The 14,718-nt window shown below is 53.3% G+C and carries 20 protein-coding genes; all 20 read left to right on the top strand.

Annotated features, from left to right (window positions below; genetic code table 11):
- Positions 1-2,829 (top strand): VWA domain-containing protein (locus LNA76_RS16205; protein ID WP_230019456.1); only part of this gene is annotated, 2,829 nt, incomplete at its 5' end.
- Between the two features lie 421 nt (positions 2,830-3,250).
- The gene (locus LNA76_RS16200) at positions 3,251-3,889 is read left to right on the top strand and encodes a transglutaminase-like cysteine peptidase (protein WP_395013983.1); all 639 of its coding nucleotides are present in this window, start codon (positions 3,251-3,253) and stop codon (positions 3,887-3,889) included.
- 101 nt (positions 3,890-3,990) lie between these two features.
- On the top strand, positions 3,991-5,931 hold the full coding sequence (locus LNA76_RS16195; protein ID WP_230019455.1) for a bifunctional diguanylate cyclase/phosphodiesterase: 1,941 nt from the start codon (positions 3,991-3,993) through the stop codon (positions 5,929-5,931).
- A 278-nt stretch (positions 5,932-6,209) separates the two neighbouring features.
- Positions 6,210-6,578: a 50S ribosomal protein L14 gene (rplN, locus tag LNA76_RS16190; protein ID WP_003805375.1), complete on the top strand. Its 369-nt coding sequence runs from the start codon at positions 6,210-6,212 to the stop codon at positions 6,576-6,578.
- Positions 6,579-6,592: 14 nt separating this feature from the next.
- On the top strand, positions 6,593-6,913 hold the full coding sequence (rplX, locus tag LNA76_RS16185) for a 50S ribosomal protein L24 (protein WP_094198142.1): 321 nt from the start codon (positions 6,593-6,595) through the stop codon (positions 6,911-6,913).
- Positions 6,914-6,925: 12 nt separating this feature from the next.
- Positions 6,926-7,465 (top strand): 50S ribosomal protein L5, encoded by a 540-nt coding sequence (gene rplE / locus LNA76_RS16180; protein WP_009459981.1) that lies wholly within the window; start codon positions 6,926-6,928, stop codon positions 7,463-7,465.
- Positions 7,466-7,475: 10 nt separating this feature from the next.
- The gene (gene rpsN / locus LNA76_RS16175) at positions 7,476-7,781 is read left to right on the top strand and encodes a 30S ribosomal protein S14 (protein ID WP_042489405.1); all 306 of its coding nucleotides are present in this window, start codon (positions 7,476-7,478) and stop codon (positions 7,779-7,781) included.
- Positions 7,782-7,792: 11 nt separating this feature from the next.
- Positions 7,793-8,188 (top strand): 30S ribosomal protein S8, encoded by a 396-nt coding sequence (rpsH, locus tag LNA76_RS16170; RefSeq protein WP_094198141.1) that lies wholly within the window; start codon positions 7,793-7,795, stop codon positions 8,186-8,188.
- Between the two features lie 12 nt (positions 8,189-8,200).
- Positions 8,201-8,734: a 50S ribosomal protein L6 gene (gene rplF / locus LNA76_RS16165; protein WP_108728328.1), complete on the top strand. Its 534-nt coding sequence runs from the start codon at positions 8,201-8,203 to the stop codon at positions 8,732-8,734.
- A gap of 21 nt (positions 8,735-8,755) precedes the next feature.
- A complete protein-coding gene (gene rplR / locus LNA76_RS16160) occupies positions 8,756-9,109 on the top strand; it encodes a 50S ribosomal protein L18 (protein ID WP_009459977.1) in 354 nt (117 codons plus the stop codon).
- 12 nt (positions 9,110-9,121) lie between these two features.
- Positions 9,122-9,643: a 30S ribosomal protein S5 gene (gene rpsE, locus LNA76_RS16155; RefSeq protein ID WP_003805367.1), complete on the top strand. Its 522-nt coding sequence runs from the start codon at positions 9,122-9,124 to the stop codon at positions 9,641-9,643.
- Between the two features lie 3 nt (positions 9,644-9,646).
- Positions 9,647-9,832 (top strand): 50S ribosomal protein L30, encoded by a 186-nt coding sequence (rpmD, locus tag LNA76_RS16150; protein WP_003805366.1) that lies wholly within the window; start codon positions 9,647-9,649, stop codon positions 9,830-9,832.
- An 11-nt stretch (positions 9,833-9,843) separates the two neighbouring features.
- A complete protein-coding gene (gene rplO / locus LNA76_RS16145; protein WP_094198139.1) occupies positions 9,844-10,284 on the top strand; it encodes a 50S ribosomal protein L15 in 441 nt (146 codons plus the stop codon).
- Between the two features lie 12 nt (positions 10,285-10,296).
- Positions 10,297-11,622, top strand: a complete 1,326-nt coding sequence (gene secY, locus LNA76_RS16140; RefSeq protein WP_003805363.1) for a preprotein translocase subunit SecY — start codon at positions 10,297-10,299, stop codon at positions 11,620-11,622.
- Between the two features lie 9 nt (positions 11,623-11,631).
- Entirely contained in the window at positions 11,632-11,850 is a 219-nt protein-coding gene (infA, locus tag LNA76_RS16135; RefSeq protein WP_003805361.1) for a translation initiation factor IF-1, read from the top strand.
- A gap of 32 nt (positions 11,851-11,882) precedes the next feature.
- On the top strand, positions 11,883-11,996 hold the full coding sequence (rpmJ, locus tag LNA76_RS16130) for a 50S ribosomal protein L36 (protein ID WP_003805360.1): 114 nt from the start codon (positions 11,883-11,885) through the stop codon (positions 11,994-11,996).
- 36 nt (positions 11,997-12,032) lie between these two features.
- On the top strand, positions 12,033-12,398 hold the full coding sequence (rpsM, locus tag LNA76_RS16125) for a 30S ribosomal protein S13 (protein WP_003805346.1): 366 nt from the start codon (positions 12,033-12,035) through the stop codon (positions 12,396-12,398).
- 14 nt (positions 12,399-12,412) lie between these two features.
- Positions 12,413-12,811 carry a 30S ribosomal protein S11 gene (rpsK, locus tag LNA76_RS16120; RefSeq protein WP_003805343.1) on the top strand — a complete coding sequence of 133 codons (399 nt, stop codon included), beginning with the start codon at positions 12,413-12,415 and terminating at the stop codon, positions 12,809-12,811.
- An 11-nt stretch (positions 12,812-12,822) separates the two neighbouring features.
- Positions 12,823-13,446: a 30S ribosomal protein S4 gene (gene rpsD, locus LNA76_RS16115; RefSeq protein ID WP_094198138.1), complete on the top strand. Its 624-nt coding sequence runs from the start codon at positions 12,823-12,825 to the stop codon at positions 13,444-13,446.
- Between the two features lie 152 nt (positions 13,447-13,598).
- A complete protein-coding gene (locus tag LNA76_RS16110; protein WP_003805337.1) occupies positions 13,599-14,582 on the top strand; it encodes a DNA-directed RNA polymerase subunit alpha in 984 nt (327 codons plus the stop codon).
- Positions 14,583-14,718: the final 136 nt, after the last annotated feature.

Below are 14,718 nucleotides of genomic sequence, written 5' to 3'. Positions count from 1 at the left end.
AATGAGGACTTCACGCTGGAAGCCACACTGACGGGTCAAACCGCCAGTGGCACGGATCTGCCTGGCGGTATTACCGACAGCGGTGATGCCACGATTGTGGATATGAGTGAAGTCTTTGCGATCATCTCTGTAGATAGCGCTAGCGTATCTGAGGGTGGGGAGCTGCGTTATACCGTGCAGTTAGTCGATGGTGCGGGCAATGCGGTCACAGTGCCAGCAGGTCAAAGTATCGATGTGACTCTTGATTGGAGTGGCGCTGCTGCCAATGCGGGCGATACCGGCACCTTGCCTGATAGTGTGACTATTCAGGGCGGGACGTCCGAAACAGAATTTACTGTTAATACGGTAGATGACGTTTACAAAGAGCCTAATGAGGGCCTGCAGGTAGAGATTACGGGCGTTGTGGATGCTAATGATGCGTTCGATCATCTGTCTGTGGGTACTCAGGATTCTGCAAGTACCGTCATTGTGGATGACTTTGACCCAACGTCGGTCAGTATTAAGGCAACGGTTACCAAGACTTCGACCATTGATGTGGGCAATGTTGGTGACACTGGCAGCTTTACCGTGACAGCCACCGATAAAAATGGTCAGACTACTAATGTCTCTACAGTGACAGGTACGGACCATGATGGCTTTGGTGTGTCTGGACAGGCTGGGAATGGCGACGACAAAGAGCTTGGCTATGGTGAGACACTCACGGTTGAATTCAACAATGAGGTTAAGTCCTTTGATGTTCAGTTTGCCTGGAGAGCCAATTCTGAAAAAGCGAAGGTTGAGTTCTTTGATGCAGCGGGTAATTCAGTTGGCTGGGCCATCATTTCTGGTGGTGGCTCCAACACCCAAGCCTTGGTTACGTATTACGATGCAAATGGTGATGTGACCAAGACCGAACGGGTAGCAGGCGGCTCAGACAAAGTCGATTTGGCATACACGTTTGAACCCGGCAGTGGACTAAACTTTACGAAAGCAGAGTTCACGGCACCTGGACCGACTGATGATTATCTGGTGCATTCCATCTCCTACAAAGAGGTGATCAATGAGGATGCAACCAGTATTCCTGGCATGGAATCCGAGGTTGTGTTTGATATCGAGACCTCGAACCCGCCTGATCCTAGCAAGTATGACTTTGAGACTACCTTCCCGACGGCAACGGTAGAAATCGACGGTCAGACCTACGAGGTAACGCTGGACAGAAATGGCAAAGGTTCGGTGACGGTGACCACCGATGGCACTAAAGATCTGACTGCCAAGGTAGTAGCGGTGGACGGAAACTTTGAGGATGTCCAGGTTCCTGTCAGCCTCACGCTGCACCACGGTGAAGTCTATGATGGTGACAACAGTGGTGGCACGCTGCAGGGCAGTCAGGGTGATGACATTATTCTGGCCGACGTAGGCGGCACGGTTACGAATGTTGAGCCCGGTAAGAACTACAACATTGCATTGGTGGTAGATACGTCCGGCAGTATGGCAAATGAATCTGGTACTCCAGGTCTGACCCGTATGCAGTTGGCTATCAATGCCTTGAAGAATCTGGCCGAGGATTTGAAGGACCACGATGGCATCGTAAATGTGGTGTTGGTTGATTTTGCCCAAACAGCTACCTCAGTAGTGAAGCTGGATAATCTCACCACAGATAATGTGCATATTTTGATTAATGCTCTTAACAATCTGAGCGCGTATGAGGGTACGAACTATGAGGCTGCCTTTAATGAAACCGTGAAATGGTTTAATGAACAAGCTGCTAAGCAGACTACTGGTGCCCAGTTTGAAAATCTGACTTATTTCCTGACCGACGGCAATCCAACGTATTACATGGATGGTCAGCAGGTTAAAGGAAGCGGCAGTTCGACAACTGCTACGATTATGGAGCAGTCGATCGACGCGTTTGAGGCTTTAAGCGATTTGAGCGCGGTGCATGGTATCGGTATTGGCAGCGGTGTGGCCCAAGACTATCTGCAGTTCTTCGATGACACATCTTCTATCGGTGATAAGGATGTCTGGGTGCAAGAAGGTAAGTGGTCCTGGCAGGGACGCTGGGTGTCTGGCCCTGCCGGCACACCTGACATCGTGCATACCGCTGAAGACTTGGCTGCTGCCTTGCAGGGTGGTTCGAGCAGCAGCGAGTTGCTGGATGTGGGTGATGACACTGTATTGGGTGGTGACGGTAACGACATCATCTTTGGTGATGCGATTAATACCGATGGTGATGTCTTGCCATGGCATGAAATCCCAGGCGGCCGTCCTGCTGACTTGCCCGATGGGGCCGGCTTGAAGGCGCTGGAGGTATTCCTTGAGCTTAAGAATGGGTCTGCTCCAAGCAACACAGACTTGTACGCTTACATCAAGGGAAATCACGAAGCTTTCAATGTGACTGGTGATACTCGTGGCGGTAATGACACGCTGGATGGCGGTAGCGGTAACGACATCTTGTATGGTCAGGGCGGCAACGACACATTGATCGGTGGTGCTGGTGACGACATCCTGTTCGGTGGTGCTGGCAATGACACCTTCCAGTGGAATGCCGGCGACCAGGGTAGTGTTGCCAAGCCTGCTGTAGATCGTGTGATGGACTTTGGTGCGGCTGGTGAAGACACCTTGGACATTAGCGATCTGTTAAGTGGTTATGACGGTAGCGATGCCAACCTGAGCAAGTACTTGTCCGTAAAAGAGTCCGACAGTGGCAAGATGGAAATCGGTATCAGCTCTCAAGGGAATGGCCAGATCGATCAGAAGATCATTCTGGACAACATCGACTTTGACGCAGAGAAGGCCGCTCAGATCGCCAACTCGCTGAAAGACGGTACTTTGAAGTCTTCTGATTTCTAAGCTGTTCACCGAATAGGCACTACCTGTGGGTAGTGTCCGAACCCCACAAACCTTTTTGAGTTTGTGGGGTTTTTTTATGTTTGCAGCTTGTCGTCAGCGCCAATAGTGGGTGCTTGGTATTTGTGATTATGATCGTGATGTGTCGTTGGAAAGAGGGTGCATGCGGTAGGACGGCTGGCCAAGCTGGGCTGGTAGGCGGTGGCTCTGCGGTTTTGCAGACCAGCTGTTTCTTTTTGCAGGGATGGTGATTCGAGACTGTTTAACAGCCTGCTCTCTATATAGAGGATTCAGGCACTTTGCCGATTGCCAAGCGCCTACTAAATAGGCACGCTATAAGGCCGTTATAAGGGTTTGCTTATTTGGGATTGACGTGCTCTTGTCTTTTGCCTGGCTACGCCTTTTTCTTCGATCTAGGGTTGCGCTGCTAGCGTTGATTGCGCTGCTTGTTTTGGTGTGGCTGCCTTTGTCGGTGCCAGCCTTGCAATTCGAGGCAAGCAAGATTCGCCAGACTGCCGTCTCCCGCTTTGGCGCCCGTGCTGGAAATGCTGTAGATCGCTGGATCGTTAACCTGGACTCCGCCCGCGGGCAAAGCGAGCGCCGCCAACTGGATGTCGTCAACGATTTCTGGAACGCGAATGCGATGGCTGGTGAGGATATTCACATCTGGGGGCAGTTGGATTATTGGGCAACACCGATTGAAACGCTGGGCAAAATGGCGGCCGATTGCGAGGATTTTGTGATTGGCAAATATTTTTCCTTGTTACACCTGGGTGTGCCCAATGAAAAATTAAGATTGATTTATGTACGGGCACAAGTAGGTGGCCAAAGTATTGCGCACATGGTGCTGGGCTACTACCCCACACCGCAGTCCGAGCCTTTATTGCTGGATAATTTAAGTGGCTCGATTCGTCCCGCCAGCCAGCGTCCTGATTTGACCCCCGTGTTCAGCTTCAATTCCCAAGGGGTGTATGTGGGTAACGCCCAGAAAGGTTCGGTAGACAGTATCAGCCGCTGGCGTGGTTTGCTGGAAAAAATGCGTAAGGAAGGGTTTGTTCCTTGATGATGTACCGGCCCCAGGGCTTGAGCCCTGATCGGAAACAGCTCTCAGGACACCCTTGCTGGGTGGGCTAGACCAGAATTTATGGAATATACGGAAGCGTTATGTCTTTACTTAAACAGCTCCTGCTAAGTGTCTCGTGCGCGATTCTTGCTATCTTGATTGGCACGCTGTGGTTCAGCGTTGACTCGGCAAGGCAATACTTGAGCAGTCAGTTGCAGGCTCAGGGTGAGTCGGCCGCGACTTCGCTGGCCTTGACCTTGTCCCAACCCAGCAACCAGGATCCGGTGACCCAAGAGCTGCTGATTGCTGCTCTGTACGATACCGGGCAATTTGAGCGTATTCGTTTTGCTGACACCTCCGGTACGATCTTGGTGGAGCGTAGCACTCAACAAGAAAAGGAGCTCACTGGATCTTCGCCTGCGTGGTTTGCCAACTCCTTGCCGATTGAGGTGCCTGTGGCCTCGGCTCATGTCAGCAACGGCTGGAACCAGATCGGCACTATTGAGGTAAAACCCGCTGACGAATACGCCCGTGCCAGTTTGTGGAAAAGCTTTGTACGCGTGACCTTGCTGGTATTGGGCGCTGGAATTGCCTGGGGTGTGTTTGTCTTGATGGTCATGGCCTGGTTGCGTCGTGCCTTGCGCGAACATGTGCAGTTCGAGTTGCAGCAGATGGATCAAAGTGAATCTGTACCCAGCCGCAAAAAAGTACGCACGATTCCCGAGCTGGAAGCCGTGACACATACCTTAAGCACCGTGCGAAGACGCATCCGTGTCAGTAGCCAGGAGCAAAACGCCCGAATCGAGCAACTGCAGTTGGAGTTGAACTGTGATCCGGTAACGGGCCTGGCTAACCGCAAATATTTCGTGAACCTGTTCCGTCAGGTTCTTCAGCAAGAAGAAGGTGGCCATGTGCTCCTGTTCCGTCAGCGGGACTTACTGCCATTGAATACGTCTTTGTCGCGCGATGCGGTGGATGCCTGGTTGAAGTTGCTCACCCAGCGCTGTACTGAACTATTGCAGAAAAATGGCATGGACTCAGGCAATCTGGCCCGCCTGAATGGCTCTGACTTTATTGTGCTGCTCCAGGGCCAGACGGGTCCTCAGGTGATGGGTTTTGCGCAAGAGTTGCGTAACGCTTTGCAGGAACTGCGCCAGCCCCTGCCCGATGGCAGTCTGTGCCGCTGGTCGATGGCGATGACGAACTACGAAGGACAGGACACGCTTAGCGCCGTGATGACGCGTTTGGACAATGCGTTGATGCGTGCTGAAGGGGCAGGGCACCAGGAGGTGGAGTACCGTCCCTCCGAAGGCGTCCATTCCGAGGCGGGATCGTCCATTGGCGAGCAGGAATGGCATTCGCGTATTGAGCGCGGTCTGGAGCAAGGCCGCATTGAATTGAATGTGAAACCGGGCGTCGAGGTGTGGGGTCAGGCTGGTCAGATTTACGATGCAACCTTGAATTTGTTGCCTGAGCAGCAAGGTCAGGCCAGTTTACCGGCCTATTTATTCATTCCGGTGGCGGTGCGTCTGGGTCTGTCAGGGCTGTGTGACTTGCGCACGATGGAACTTGCGAGTGACTGGCTGGCCAGCAATGAGGGCAGTTTGAGTGTTCGCGTCTCCTGGGCCTCGGTGATCAAGCCCGGCTTTGCGGATCAGGTGGCCGAGGTTCTGGCCAAAGCTGGTGACAAGGCTCAACGTTTGATTATTGAACTGGATGCTTACTGTCTGAGCGAATACGATGTCGAAACGGTCGCTTTTGTGGATACATTGCGTCCCTTGGGTGTGCAATTTGGTCTACGTCGTGTTCTGGAACAGCCCGAATCGATTCTGTGGCTGCATGTGATGGCGCTCAAATATATTGTCCTGGACGATGAGCGTGCCCAAACTTTGCAGACTGAAGTGGGAGGACGGCACTTGCTGACCGCGTTCCTGCAAAGCCTGCGGGAGTTGGGGATTGGTTTGCGGCGGGTAACGCGAACCAGCAATAGCGCCCAGTTGGATGCGTTGTTGCGTGAAAACGCCGTCGCGCCAAGGCCTTAGCAAATAAATCCTTGTTTTTCTGGGGCTTATTTGCTAGTATATGTGGCTTACCTCTTTATTTTGACCGGAGAGGCTTAGACGCCTATCCGGATTGAAGTTGGTAATACAACGTTTTGTCTCTCGCAAGATTTCAACCTAGGGTTCGGCTTGCCGGACCAGATCGAGATCGGGTTTACGGTATCGAACTGGCTGGATCCGAATCTGACGGGACCAAAACTGGTTGTGTGACCCAGTCATTTTGGCTGGATCGTTGCAATTAAGTTGGAACAGGAAAAATCATGATTCAAATGCAGACCACGCTGGACGTGGCCGACAACACAGGTGCGCGTTCCGTAATGTGCATCAAGGTGCTGGGCGGCTCGAAGCGCCGTTATGCCGCAATTGGTGACATCATCAAAGTTACCGTTAAAGAAGCGGCCCCGCGCGGACGCGTCAAAAAAGGCGAAATCTACAACGCTGTAGTGGTTCGTACCGCTAAGGGCGTGCGCCGTAAAGACGGTTCGCTGATTCGTTTCGGTGGCAATGCCGCCGTATTGCTCAATGCCAAGCTGGAACCCATCGGCACCCGTATCTTCGGACCCGTTACGCGTGAACTGCGTACCGAGAAGTTCATGAAGATCGTGTCCTTGGCTCCCGAAGTGCTGTAAGGAGCGCGAAAAAAATGCAAAAAATTCGTAAAGGCGACGAAGTTATTGTGCTGACTGGCCGTGATAAAAAACGCCGTGGCACAGTGCTGCAACGCGTCGATGCAGACCACGTTATCGTGGAAGGCATCAACGTAGTCAAAAAACACGTTAAAGCCAATCCTATGGCTGGCACGCAGGGTGGTATTGTCGATAAGACCATGCCTATCCACATCTCGAACGTTGCGCTGTTCAACCCAGAAACCGGCAAGGGCGACCGTGTTGGTATCCAGGTGATCGACGGCGAGAAAACGCGTGTTTATCGTTCCAGCGGCAAGGCCGTTGGCGCCAAGGCTTAAGGGGCGGATAACATGGCACGTTTACAAGAGTTCTACCGCGAAAAAGTGGTTGCCGACCTGCAAAAGCAGTTCGAGTACAAGAGCATCATGGAAGTACCCCGCATCACCAAGATCACTCTGAACATGGGTGTCTCGGAAGCGGTTGCTGACAAGAAGATTATCGAGAATGCGGTATCGGACATGACCAAAATTGCTGGTCAAAAGCCCGTTATCACGAAAACCCGCAAAGCTATTGCCGGTTTCAAGATTCGCGAAGATTACCCGATCGGTTGTATGGTGACCCTGCGCGGTCAACGCATGTACGAATTCCTGGATCGTCTGGTCGCTGTGGCTCTGCCACGCGTTCGTGACTTCCGTGGTGTGTCGGGTCGTGCGTTTGACGGCCGTGGCAACTACAACATGGGGGTTAAAGAGCAAATCATTTTCCCTGAAATCGAGTACGACAAAATCGACGCAGTGCGTGGTCTGAACATCAGCATCACTACTTCTGCCAAGACGGACGAAGAGGCCAAGGCGCTGCTTAGCGCGTTCAGCTTCCCGTTCCGCAACTAAGGGGCGCAACGTGGCTAAACTTTCCCTCATCAATCGCGACATCAAGCGCGCCAAGCTGGCTGAGAAATTCGCCGCCAAGCGTGCAGCACTGAAAGCGACTATTGACGACCAGTCCAAGTCTGACGAAGAGCGCTACGAGGCTCGTTTGCAGTTGCAACAATTGCCACGCAACGCGAACCCGACCCGTCAACGCAACCGCTGCGTTATCACCGGTCGCCCTCGTGGTGTTTTCAAGAAATTCGGTTTGACTCGCCATAAAGTGCGCGAAATGGCAATGCGCGGCGAGATCCCCGGTATGACCAAGGCCAGCTGGTAGGAGAAATACACATGAGCATGAGCGATCCAATCGCCGATATGTTGACCCGCGTGCGTAACGCGCAAATGGTCAACAAGACATCGGTTAGCATGCCCTCCTCGAAGCTGAAAGCAGCTATTGCTGCTGTGCTGAAAGACGAAGGCTACATCGAAGATTTCCGCATCGTTGGCGAAAAAGCCAAGCCAGAGCTGGAAGTCACCCTGAAATACTATGCCGGCCAGCCAGTCATCGAGCGCATCGACCGCGTTTCGCGTCCTGGACTGCGCATCTACAAAGGCAGCACAAGCATCCCTCAAGTCATGAACGGCTTGGGTGTTGCCATCGTGTCCACGTCTCGCGGCGTGATGACCGATCGCAAGGCGCGTGCAGCTGGCGTCGGTGGCGAAGTGCTGTGCTACGTGGCATAAGGAGAACATCATATGTCACGTATCGCTAAGTATCCCGTTTCCCTGCCCAAGGGCGTAGAAACGACTATTGCCGCTGATCAGATCACGGTCAAAGGCCCTCTGGGCACTTTGGTTCAAACTCTGACTGGCGACGTCACCATTGAACTTCAAGACGGTCAGCTGTCTTTTGCTGCTGCGAACGAAACTCGTCACGCAAACGCAATGTCCGGCACCGTGCGCCAACTGGTCAACAACATGGTTGTTGGCGTGAGCGCCGGTTTCGAACGCAAGCTGAGTCTGGTTGGCGTGGGTTTCCGTGCCTCCGTCCAGGGTAATGCCTTGAAGTTGCAACTGGGTTTCTCGCACGACATCGTGCACGACCTGCCTGAAGGCGTCAAAGCCGAATGCCCAACTCCGACGGAAGTCGTGATCAAGGGTTCGAACAAGCAGGTGGTTGGTCAGGTTGCCGCTGAAATTCGTGGCTATCGTCCACCAGAGCCTTACAAAGGCAAGGGTGTACGTTATGTCGGCGAACGCGTCATCCTCAAGGAAACCAAGAAGAAATAAGCCCGCAGGCAAGGACGAATCATGGACAAGAAACAATCCCGTATGCGTCGTGCAGTGGCTACTCGCCGCAAGATCGCCGAACTGCGCGTACACCGCCTGTCGGTGCATCGCACGAATACGCATATTTACGCGAGCATCATCTCGCCCGAAGGCGACCGCGTTCTGGTCAGTGCTTCCACTGTCGAGACCGAAGTTCGCAAAGAATTGGCCGTTGGCAGCAACGTAGCGGCAGCCAGCCTGGTTGGCAAGCGCGTCGCCGAAAAGGCGAAGGCTGCGGGCATCGAGACGGTTGCTTTTGACCGCTCGGGCTTCCGTTACCATGGCCGCGTGAAAGCGCTGGCCGAGGCCGCGCGTGAAGCCGGCTTGAAATTCTAAAGGAATTATCAAATGGCTAAAGCACAAGGCAGACAGGCTCCAGAGCAAGAGCGCGATGACGGCCTGAAAGAAAAGATGATTGCGGTCAACCGCGTCAGCAAAGTCGTTAAAGGTGGTCGCACCATGAGCTTTGCTTCGCTGGCCGTAGTCGGTGATGGCGATGGTCGTATCGGCATGGGTAAGGGCAAAGCCCGCGAAGTACCCGTTGCTGTTCAAAAGGCAATGGAACAGGCCCGTCGCGGTCTGATCAAAGTGCCTCTGAAAAACGGCACTTTGCATCACACCGTAGTGGGTAAGCACGGTGCAGCTACCGTTCTGATCTCGCCCGCCGCTGAAGGTACTGGCGTTATCGCCGGTGGCCCAATGCGCGCTATCTTCGAAGTGATGGGCGTGCGCAACGTCGTAGCCAAGAGCCTGGGTTCCAGCAACCCATACAACATGGTTCGCGCTACTTTGAACGGCTTGCGTGCTTGCTCGACACCGGCTGACATTGCTGCCAAGCGCGGCAAGACAGTTGAAGAAATTCTGGGGTAAGTCATGGCACAGAAACAAATCAAAGTTACGTTGGTGCGTTCGGTCATCGGTACTAAGCAAAGCCACCGCGACACCGTTCGCGGCCTGGGTCTGCGCCGAGTCAACACCAGCCGTGTATTGGTTGATACTCCTGAGGTTCGTGGGATGATCCGCAAGGTGGATTATCTGGTTACGGTCTCGGAAGCCTGAAAGGAATCGGGATGTCTGAATTGCAATTGAACAATCTCAAGCCCGCCGCTGGCGCCAAACACGCAGCACGTCGTGTTGGTCGCGGTGTCGGTTCCGGCTTGGGCAAAACCGGCGGACGTGGTCATAAAGGCCAAAAATCCCGCTCGGGTGGTTTTCATAAAGTCGGTTTCGAAGGCGGTCAAATGCCTTTGCAACGTCGTTTGCCCAAGCGTGGTTTCACCACCCTGGACGACCACCTGTACGCAGAAGTACGTCTGTCCGAACTGCAAAAAATGGATGCCGAAGTTATCGACGTCCAGGCACTGAAGCAGGCTGGCGTGGTTGGCCAAATGGTGCGTTACGCTAAAGTCATCAAGTCCGGTGAACTTTCCCGTAAAGTTGCGCTGAAAGGCATTAATGCAACGGCCGGCGCTCGCGCCGTGATCGAAGCAGCCGGCGGCTCGCTGGAATAAAAAGGGGTCACGGTGGCAAAAGCTCAGGCACAGAGTAAGTCGGGTCCGCGCTACGGCGATTTGAAACGTCGTCTCGTTTTCCTGTTGCTCGCCCTGATTGTCTACCGCTTGGGTACGCACATTCCGGTACCAGGCATCAATCCTGATGCCTTGTCCGAACTGTTTACTCAAAACCAGAGTGGTATTCTGGGTTTGTTTAACATGTTCTCCGGTGGTGCTTTAGAGCGATTCTCAGTGTTCGCACTGGGAATCATGCCCTACATCTCTGCGTCCATCATCATGCAATTGATGACCGCTGTGGTGCCCACGCTGGAAGCAATCAAGAAAGAGGGTGAGTCGGGTCGTCGCAAGATCACGCAATACACCCGTTACGGAACGGTCTTTTTGGCTTTGTTCCAGGGAGTTGGGATTTCCATCGCTCTAGAATCGCAGCCCGGTCTGGTTATCGACCCAGGGATGCTGTTTCGCTTCACGACAGTGGTAACACTGGTCACTGGCACCATGTTCGTCATGTGGCTGGGTGAACAAATCACTGAACGTGGATTGGGTAATGGTATTTCCATCCTGATCTTCGCCGGTATCGTAGCGGGTTTGCCCAATGCTTTGGGCGGCATGCTTGATCTGGTGCGTACGGATTCCATGTCGATTCTATCGGCACTGTTTATCCTCGTTTTAGTAGCCGCCGTCACGTACTTCGTCGTCTTTGTCGAGCGTGGTCAGCGTCGTATTACGGTCAACTACGCCAAACGGCAAGTAGGTAACCGTATCTATGGTGGTCAAAGCTCGCATTTGCCGCTGAAACTGAACATGGCTGGCGTGATCCCTCCGATCTTCGCTTCGTCCATTATTCTGTTGCCAGCGACAATTGCTAATTGGTTCTCCAGCACACCCGGTCTGGGTTGGTTGCGTGAAATCGAGGCTGCTTTGTCGCCGCGTCAGCCGCTTTACATTACTTTGTTCTCCGCGCTGATCATTTTGTTCTGCTTTTTCTACACGGCCCTGGTGTTTAACAGCCGCGAAACTGCAGACAACCTGAAAAAGAGTGGAGCTTTCGTACCAGGTATTCGTCCCGGTGATCAGACAGCGCGTTATATCGACAAGATCTTGATGCGTTTGACATTGGCCGGTGCGATCTACATTACCTTGGTGTGTCTGGTCCCAGAGTTCTTGCAAATGCGCTGGAATGTACCGTTTTATTTTGGCGGCACTTCCTTGCTGATTATTGTTGTAGTAACCATGGACTTCATGGCGCAGGCCCAGGCCTATGTCATGTCACAACAATATGACTCGCTGCTCAAGAAGGCTAACTTCAAAGGCTCGAGCTTGCCGATGCGGTAATTCACGAAAATGGCAAAGGACGACGTCATTCAAATGCAGGGACAGGTTCTTGAGAACCTTCCCAACGCAACTTTTCGCGTCAAGCTGGAAAATGGTCACGTAGTGCTCGGATACATTTCAGGCAAAATGCGTATGCACTATATCCGGATTCTGCCGGGCGATAAGGTCACTGTGGAGCTCACGCCCTATGATCTATCCCGAGCACGAATTGTGTTCCGCTCCAAATAAGCGGCCGGTTACAGGAAACTAGGAGTCAAACCATGAAGGTAATGGCATCAGTAAAGCGGATCTGCCGCAACTGCAAAATCATTAAACGTCATGGCGTGGTGCGTGTCATCTGCACCGATCCACGTCATAAGCAGCGTCAAGGCTAAGTTGCCGAAACGCAACCGATTTAACAAGGAATAACCATGGCCCGTATTGCCGGCATTAACATCCCGCCGCATCAACACGCCGAAATCGGTCTTACCGCGATTTTCGGCATCGGTCGCACCCGCGCTCGCAAGATTTGCGAAGCATCGGGTATTGAATACTCCAAGAAGGTCAAAGATCTGACCGACGCGGAACTCGAGCGCATTCGCGAACAGATCGGCTTGTTCACTGTAGAAGGTGACCTGCGTCGTGAAGTTCAGCTCTCGATCAAGCGTTTGGCTGACTTGGGAACTTACCGTGGCATGCGTCATCGTCGCGGTCTGCCAGTGCGCGGCCAACGTACACGCACTAACGCTCGCACCCGTAAAGGTCCGCGTCGTGCCGCCGCGTCCCTGAAGAAATAATCGAGGAATAGAAGATGGCCAAAGCTTCTAGCAGCGCTTCACGCGCACGCAAGAAAGTCAAAAAAAGCGTGTCGGACGGGATTGCTCACGTCCACGCTTCTTTTAACAACACGATCATCACCATTACTGACCGTCAGGGCAACGCATTGTCCTGGGCTACGTCGGGTGGCGCGGGCTTTAAAGGCTCTCGTAAATCCACGCCGTTTGCCGCGCAGGTTGCCGCTGAAACAGCCGGCCGTACTGCCATGGAATACGGTATTAAAAATCTTGAAGTTCGCATCAAGGGCCCCGGTCCAGGCCGTGAATCGTCTGTGCGTGCTCTGAATGCTCTGGGTATCAAGATCACCAGCATTGCAGACATCACACCGGTTCCGCATAACGGCTGCCGTCCGCCCAAGCGTCGTCGCATCTAAGGGGAAGCGAAGTGGCTCGTTATATTGGACCAAAATGCAAGCTCTCGCGTCGCGAGGGTACCGATCTGTTTTTGAAGAGCGCCCGTCGCTCGCTGGATTCCAAGTGCAAACTGGAATCGCGTCCTGGTCAGCACGGCCGCACCTCCGGTGCTCGTACGTCTGACTTCGGTCTGCAGCTGCGCGAAAAGCAAAAGCTCAAGCGTATGTACGGCGTGCTGGAAAAGCAGTTCCGCAAATACTACGTTGAAGCTGACCGCCGCCGTGGCAACACCGGTGAAACGCTGATTCAATTGTTGGAATCGCGTCTGGACAACGTGGTTTACCGCATGGGTTTCGGCTCTACACGTGCTGAAGCTCGCCAGCTGGTTAACCACCGTGCTATCGAAGTCAACGGTCATACCGCTGACATCGCTTCCATGCTGATCAAGGCTGGTGACGTTGTTGCCGTCCGCGAAAAAGCTAAATCCCAAGGCCGTATCAAGGAATCCCTGGATCTGGCAACTGGCATTGGCTTGCCTCAGTGGGTGGAAGTTGACGCTGCCAAGCTGTCCGGCGTCTTCAAGCAAGTTCCCGATCGCGCTGACGTCGCTCAAGACGTTAACGAATCGCTGGTTGTTGAGTTGTACTCGCGTTAATCTTTTACGCGAAGACCGCTTACACAATGCAGTAAAGCAAGCCCACTTCCCGTTTTTCGGCAAGTGGGCTTTGCGATACTTTCTGCTGGCTTAGGCCAGTTTCCGTCAGCCTTATCGGTGTAACGAGCCGAGGGTATTGAAAAGGAAATCGAATGTCTCAAGGTTTTTTGAAACCCCGTTCCATTGAAGTCGAACCAATCAGCAAAAATCACGCCAAGGTGATCATGGAGCCTTTCGAGCGCGGCTACGGCCACACTCTGGGCAACGCACTGCGTCGTATTTTGCTGTCCTCCATGACCGGCTATGCACCGACTGAAGTGCAGATCACCGGTGTGGTGCACGAATACTCCACACTGCCAGGTGTGGGTGAGGACGTGGTTGATATCTTGATGAACCTCAAGGGCGTGGTATTCAAGCTGCATAGCCGTGAAGAAGTTACCCTGATCCTGCGCAAAGAAGGCGCCGGCCAGGTGTTGGCTAGCGACATCGAATTGCCGCACGACGTTGAAATCATCAACCCCAATCATGTGATTGCCACCTTGACCGATGACGGCAAGCTGGAAATGCAGATCAAGGTTGAGCAAGGCCGTGGCTACGTGCCTGGTAACGTTCGTGCTCTGGCTGATGACCGCACCCACACGATCGGTCGTATCGTGCTGGACGCGTCCTACAGCCCTGTGCGTCGTGTTAGCTACGCGGTCGAAAACGCCCGTGTGGAACAGCGTACTGACCTGGACAAGCTGGTTCTGGACATCGAAACCAACGGCGTGATCTCGCCCGAGGAAGCTGTTCGCCAGTCCGCTCGCATCCTGATGGATCAAATCTCCGTGTTTGCTGCTCTGGAAGGTGTGGGCGATGCCTACGAAGCTCCAGTACGTGGCGCACCACAGATCGATCCTGTGTTGTTGCGTCCTGTCGACGATCTGGAATTGACCGTTCGTTCCGCAAACTGCCTGAAAGCCGAAAATATCTACTACATCGGCGATCTGATCCAGCGTACCGAAAACGAACTGTTGAAGACTCCAAACCTGGGCCGCAAGTCCTTGAACGAAATCAAGGAAGTGTTGGCTGCACGTGGTCTGACTTTGGGCATGAAGCTCGAAAACTGGCCACCACTGGGTCTTGAGCGTCCATAAGTAGTCAGCAAGACAGACGTTTCTTGGACGCCACTTACACTTTTTCTGGTGTTGTACACCTGCAAAAAGTGTGAGTGGCGGCTGAAAATGTGCTATTGTTTTGCGCTGTCCATCTGGTCCGCAGCCTAGCTGATAG

It is taken from the genome of Alcaligenes sp. MMA, assembly GCF_020907215.1.
GTDB classification, from domain to species: Bacteria; Pseudomonadota; Gammaproteobacteria; order Burkholderiales; family Burkholderiaceae_B; genus Alcaligenes; species Alcaligenes aquatilis.
The sequence above is the reverse complement of the archived record's forward strand: the minus strand, read 5'-3'. Positions and strand labels throughout refer to the sequence as shown.

What these genes read in the sequence shown, in the direction of transcription:
- rpsH (WP_094198141.1), top strand. Translation starts at nt 7,793, where the DNA reads ATGAGCATGAGCGATCCAATCGCCGATATGTTGACCCGCGTGCGTAAC.
- rplN (WP_003805375.1), top strand. Translation starts at nt 6,210, where the DNA reads ATGATTCAAATGCAGACCACGCTGGACGTGGCCGACAACACAGGTGCG.
- rpsK (WP_003805343.1), top strand. Translation starts at nt 12,413, where the DNA reads ATGGCCAAAGCTTCTAGCAGCGCTTCACGCGCACGCAAGAAAGTCAAA.
- LNA76_RS16195 (WP_230019455.1), top strand. Translation starts at nt 3,991, where the DNA reads ATGTCTTTACTTAAACAGCTCCTGCTAAGTGTCTCGTGCGCGATTCTT.
- rplO (WP_094198139.1), top strand. Translation starts at nt 9,844, where the DNA reads ATGTCTGAATTGCAATTGAACAATCTCAAGCCCGCCGCTGGCGCCAAA.
- rplX (WP_094198142.1), top strand. Translation starts at nt 6,593, where the DNA reads ATGCAAAAAATTCGTAAAGGCGACGAAGTTATTGTGCTGACTGGCCGT.
- rpsE (WP_003805367.1), top strand. Translation starts at nt 9,122, where the DNA reads ATGGCTAAAGCACAAGGCAGACAGGCTCCAGAGCAAGAGCGCGATGAC.
- rpsM (WP_003805346.1), top strand. Translation starts at nt 12,033, where the DNA reads ATGGCCCGTATTGCCGGCATTAACATCCCGCCGCATCAACACGCCGAA.
- rplR (WP_009459977.1), top strand. Translation starts at nt 8,756, where the DNA reads ATGGACAAGAAACAATCCCGTATGCGTCGTGCAGTGGCTACTCGCCGC.
- rpmJ (WP_003805360.1), top strand. Translation starts at nt 11,883, where the DNA reads ATGAAGGTAATGGCATCAGTAAAGCGGATCTGCCGCAACTGCAAAATC.
- rplF (WP_108728328.1), top strand. Translation starts at nt 8,201, where the DNA reads ATGTCACGTATCGCTAAGTATCCCGTTTCCCTGCCCAAGGGCGTAGAA.
- infA (WP_003805361.1), top strand. Translation starts at nt 11,632, where the DNA reads ATGGCAAAGGACGACGTCATTCAAATGCAGGGACAGGTTCTTGAGAAC.
- LNA76_RS16110 (WP_003805337.1), top strand. Translation starts at nt 13,599, where the DNA reads ATGTCTCAAGGTTTTTTGAAACCCCGTTCCATTGAAGTCGAACCAATC.
- rplE (WP_009459981.1), top strand. Translation starts at nt 6,926, where the DNA reads ATGGCACGTTTACAAGAGTTCTACCGCGAAAAAGTGGTTGCCGACCTG.
- rpmD (WP_003805366.1), top strand. Translation starts at nt 9,647, where the DNA reads ATGGCACAGAAACAAATCAAAGTTACGTTGGTGCGTTCGGTCATCGGT.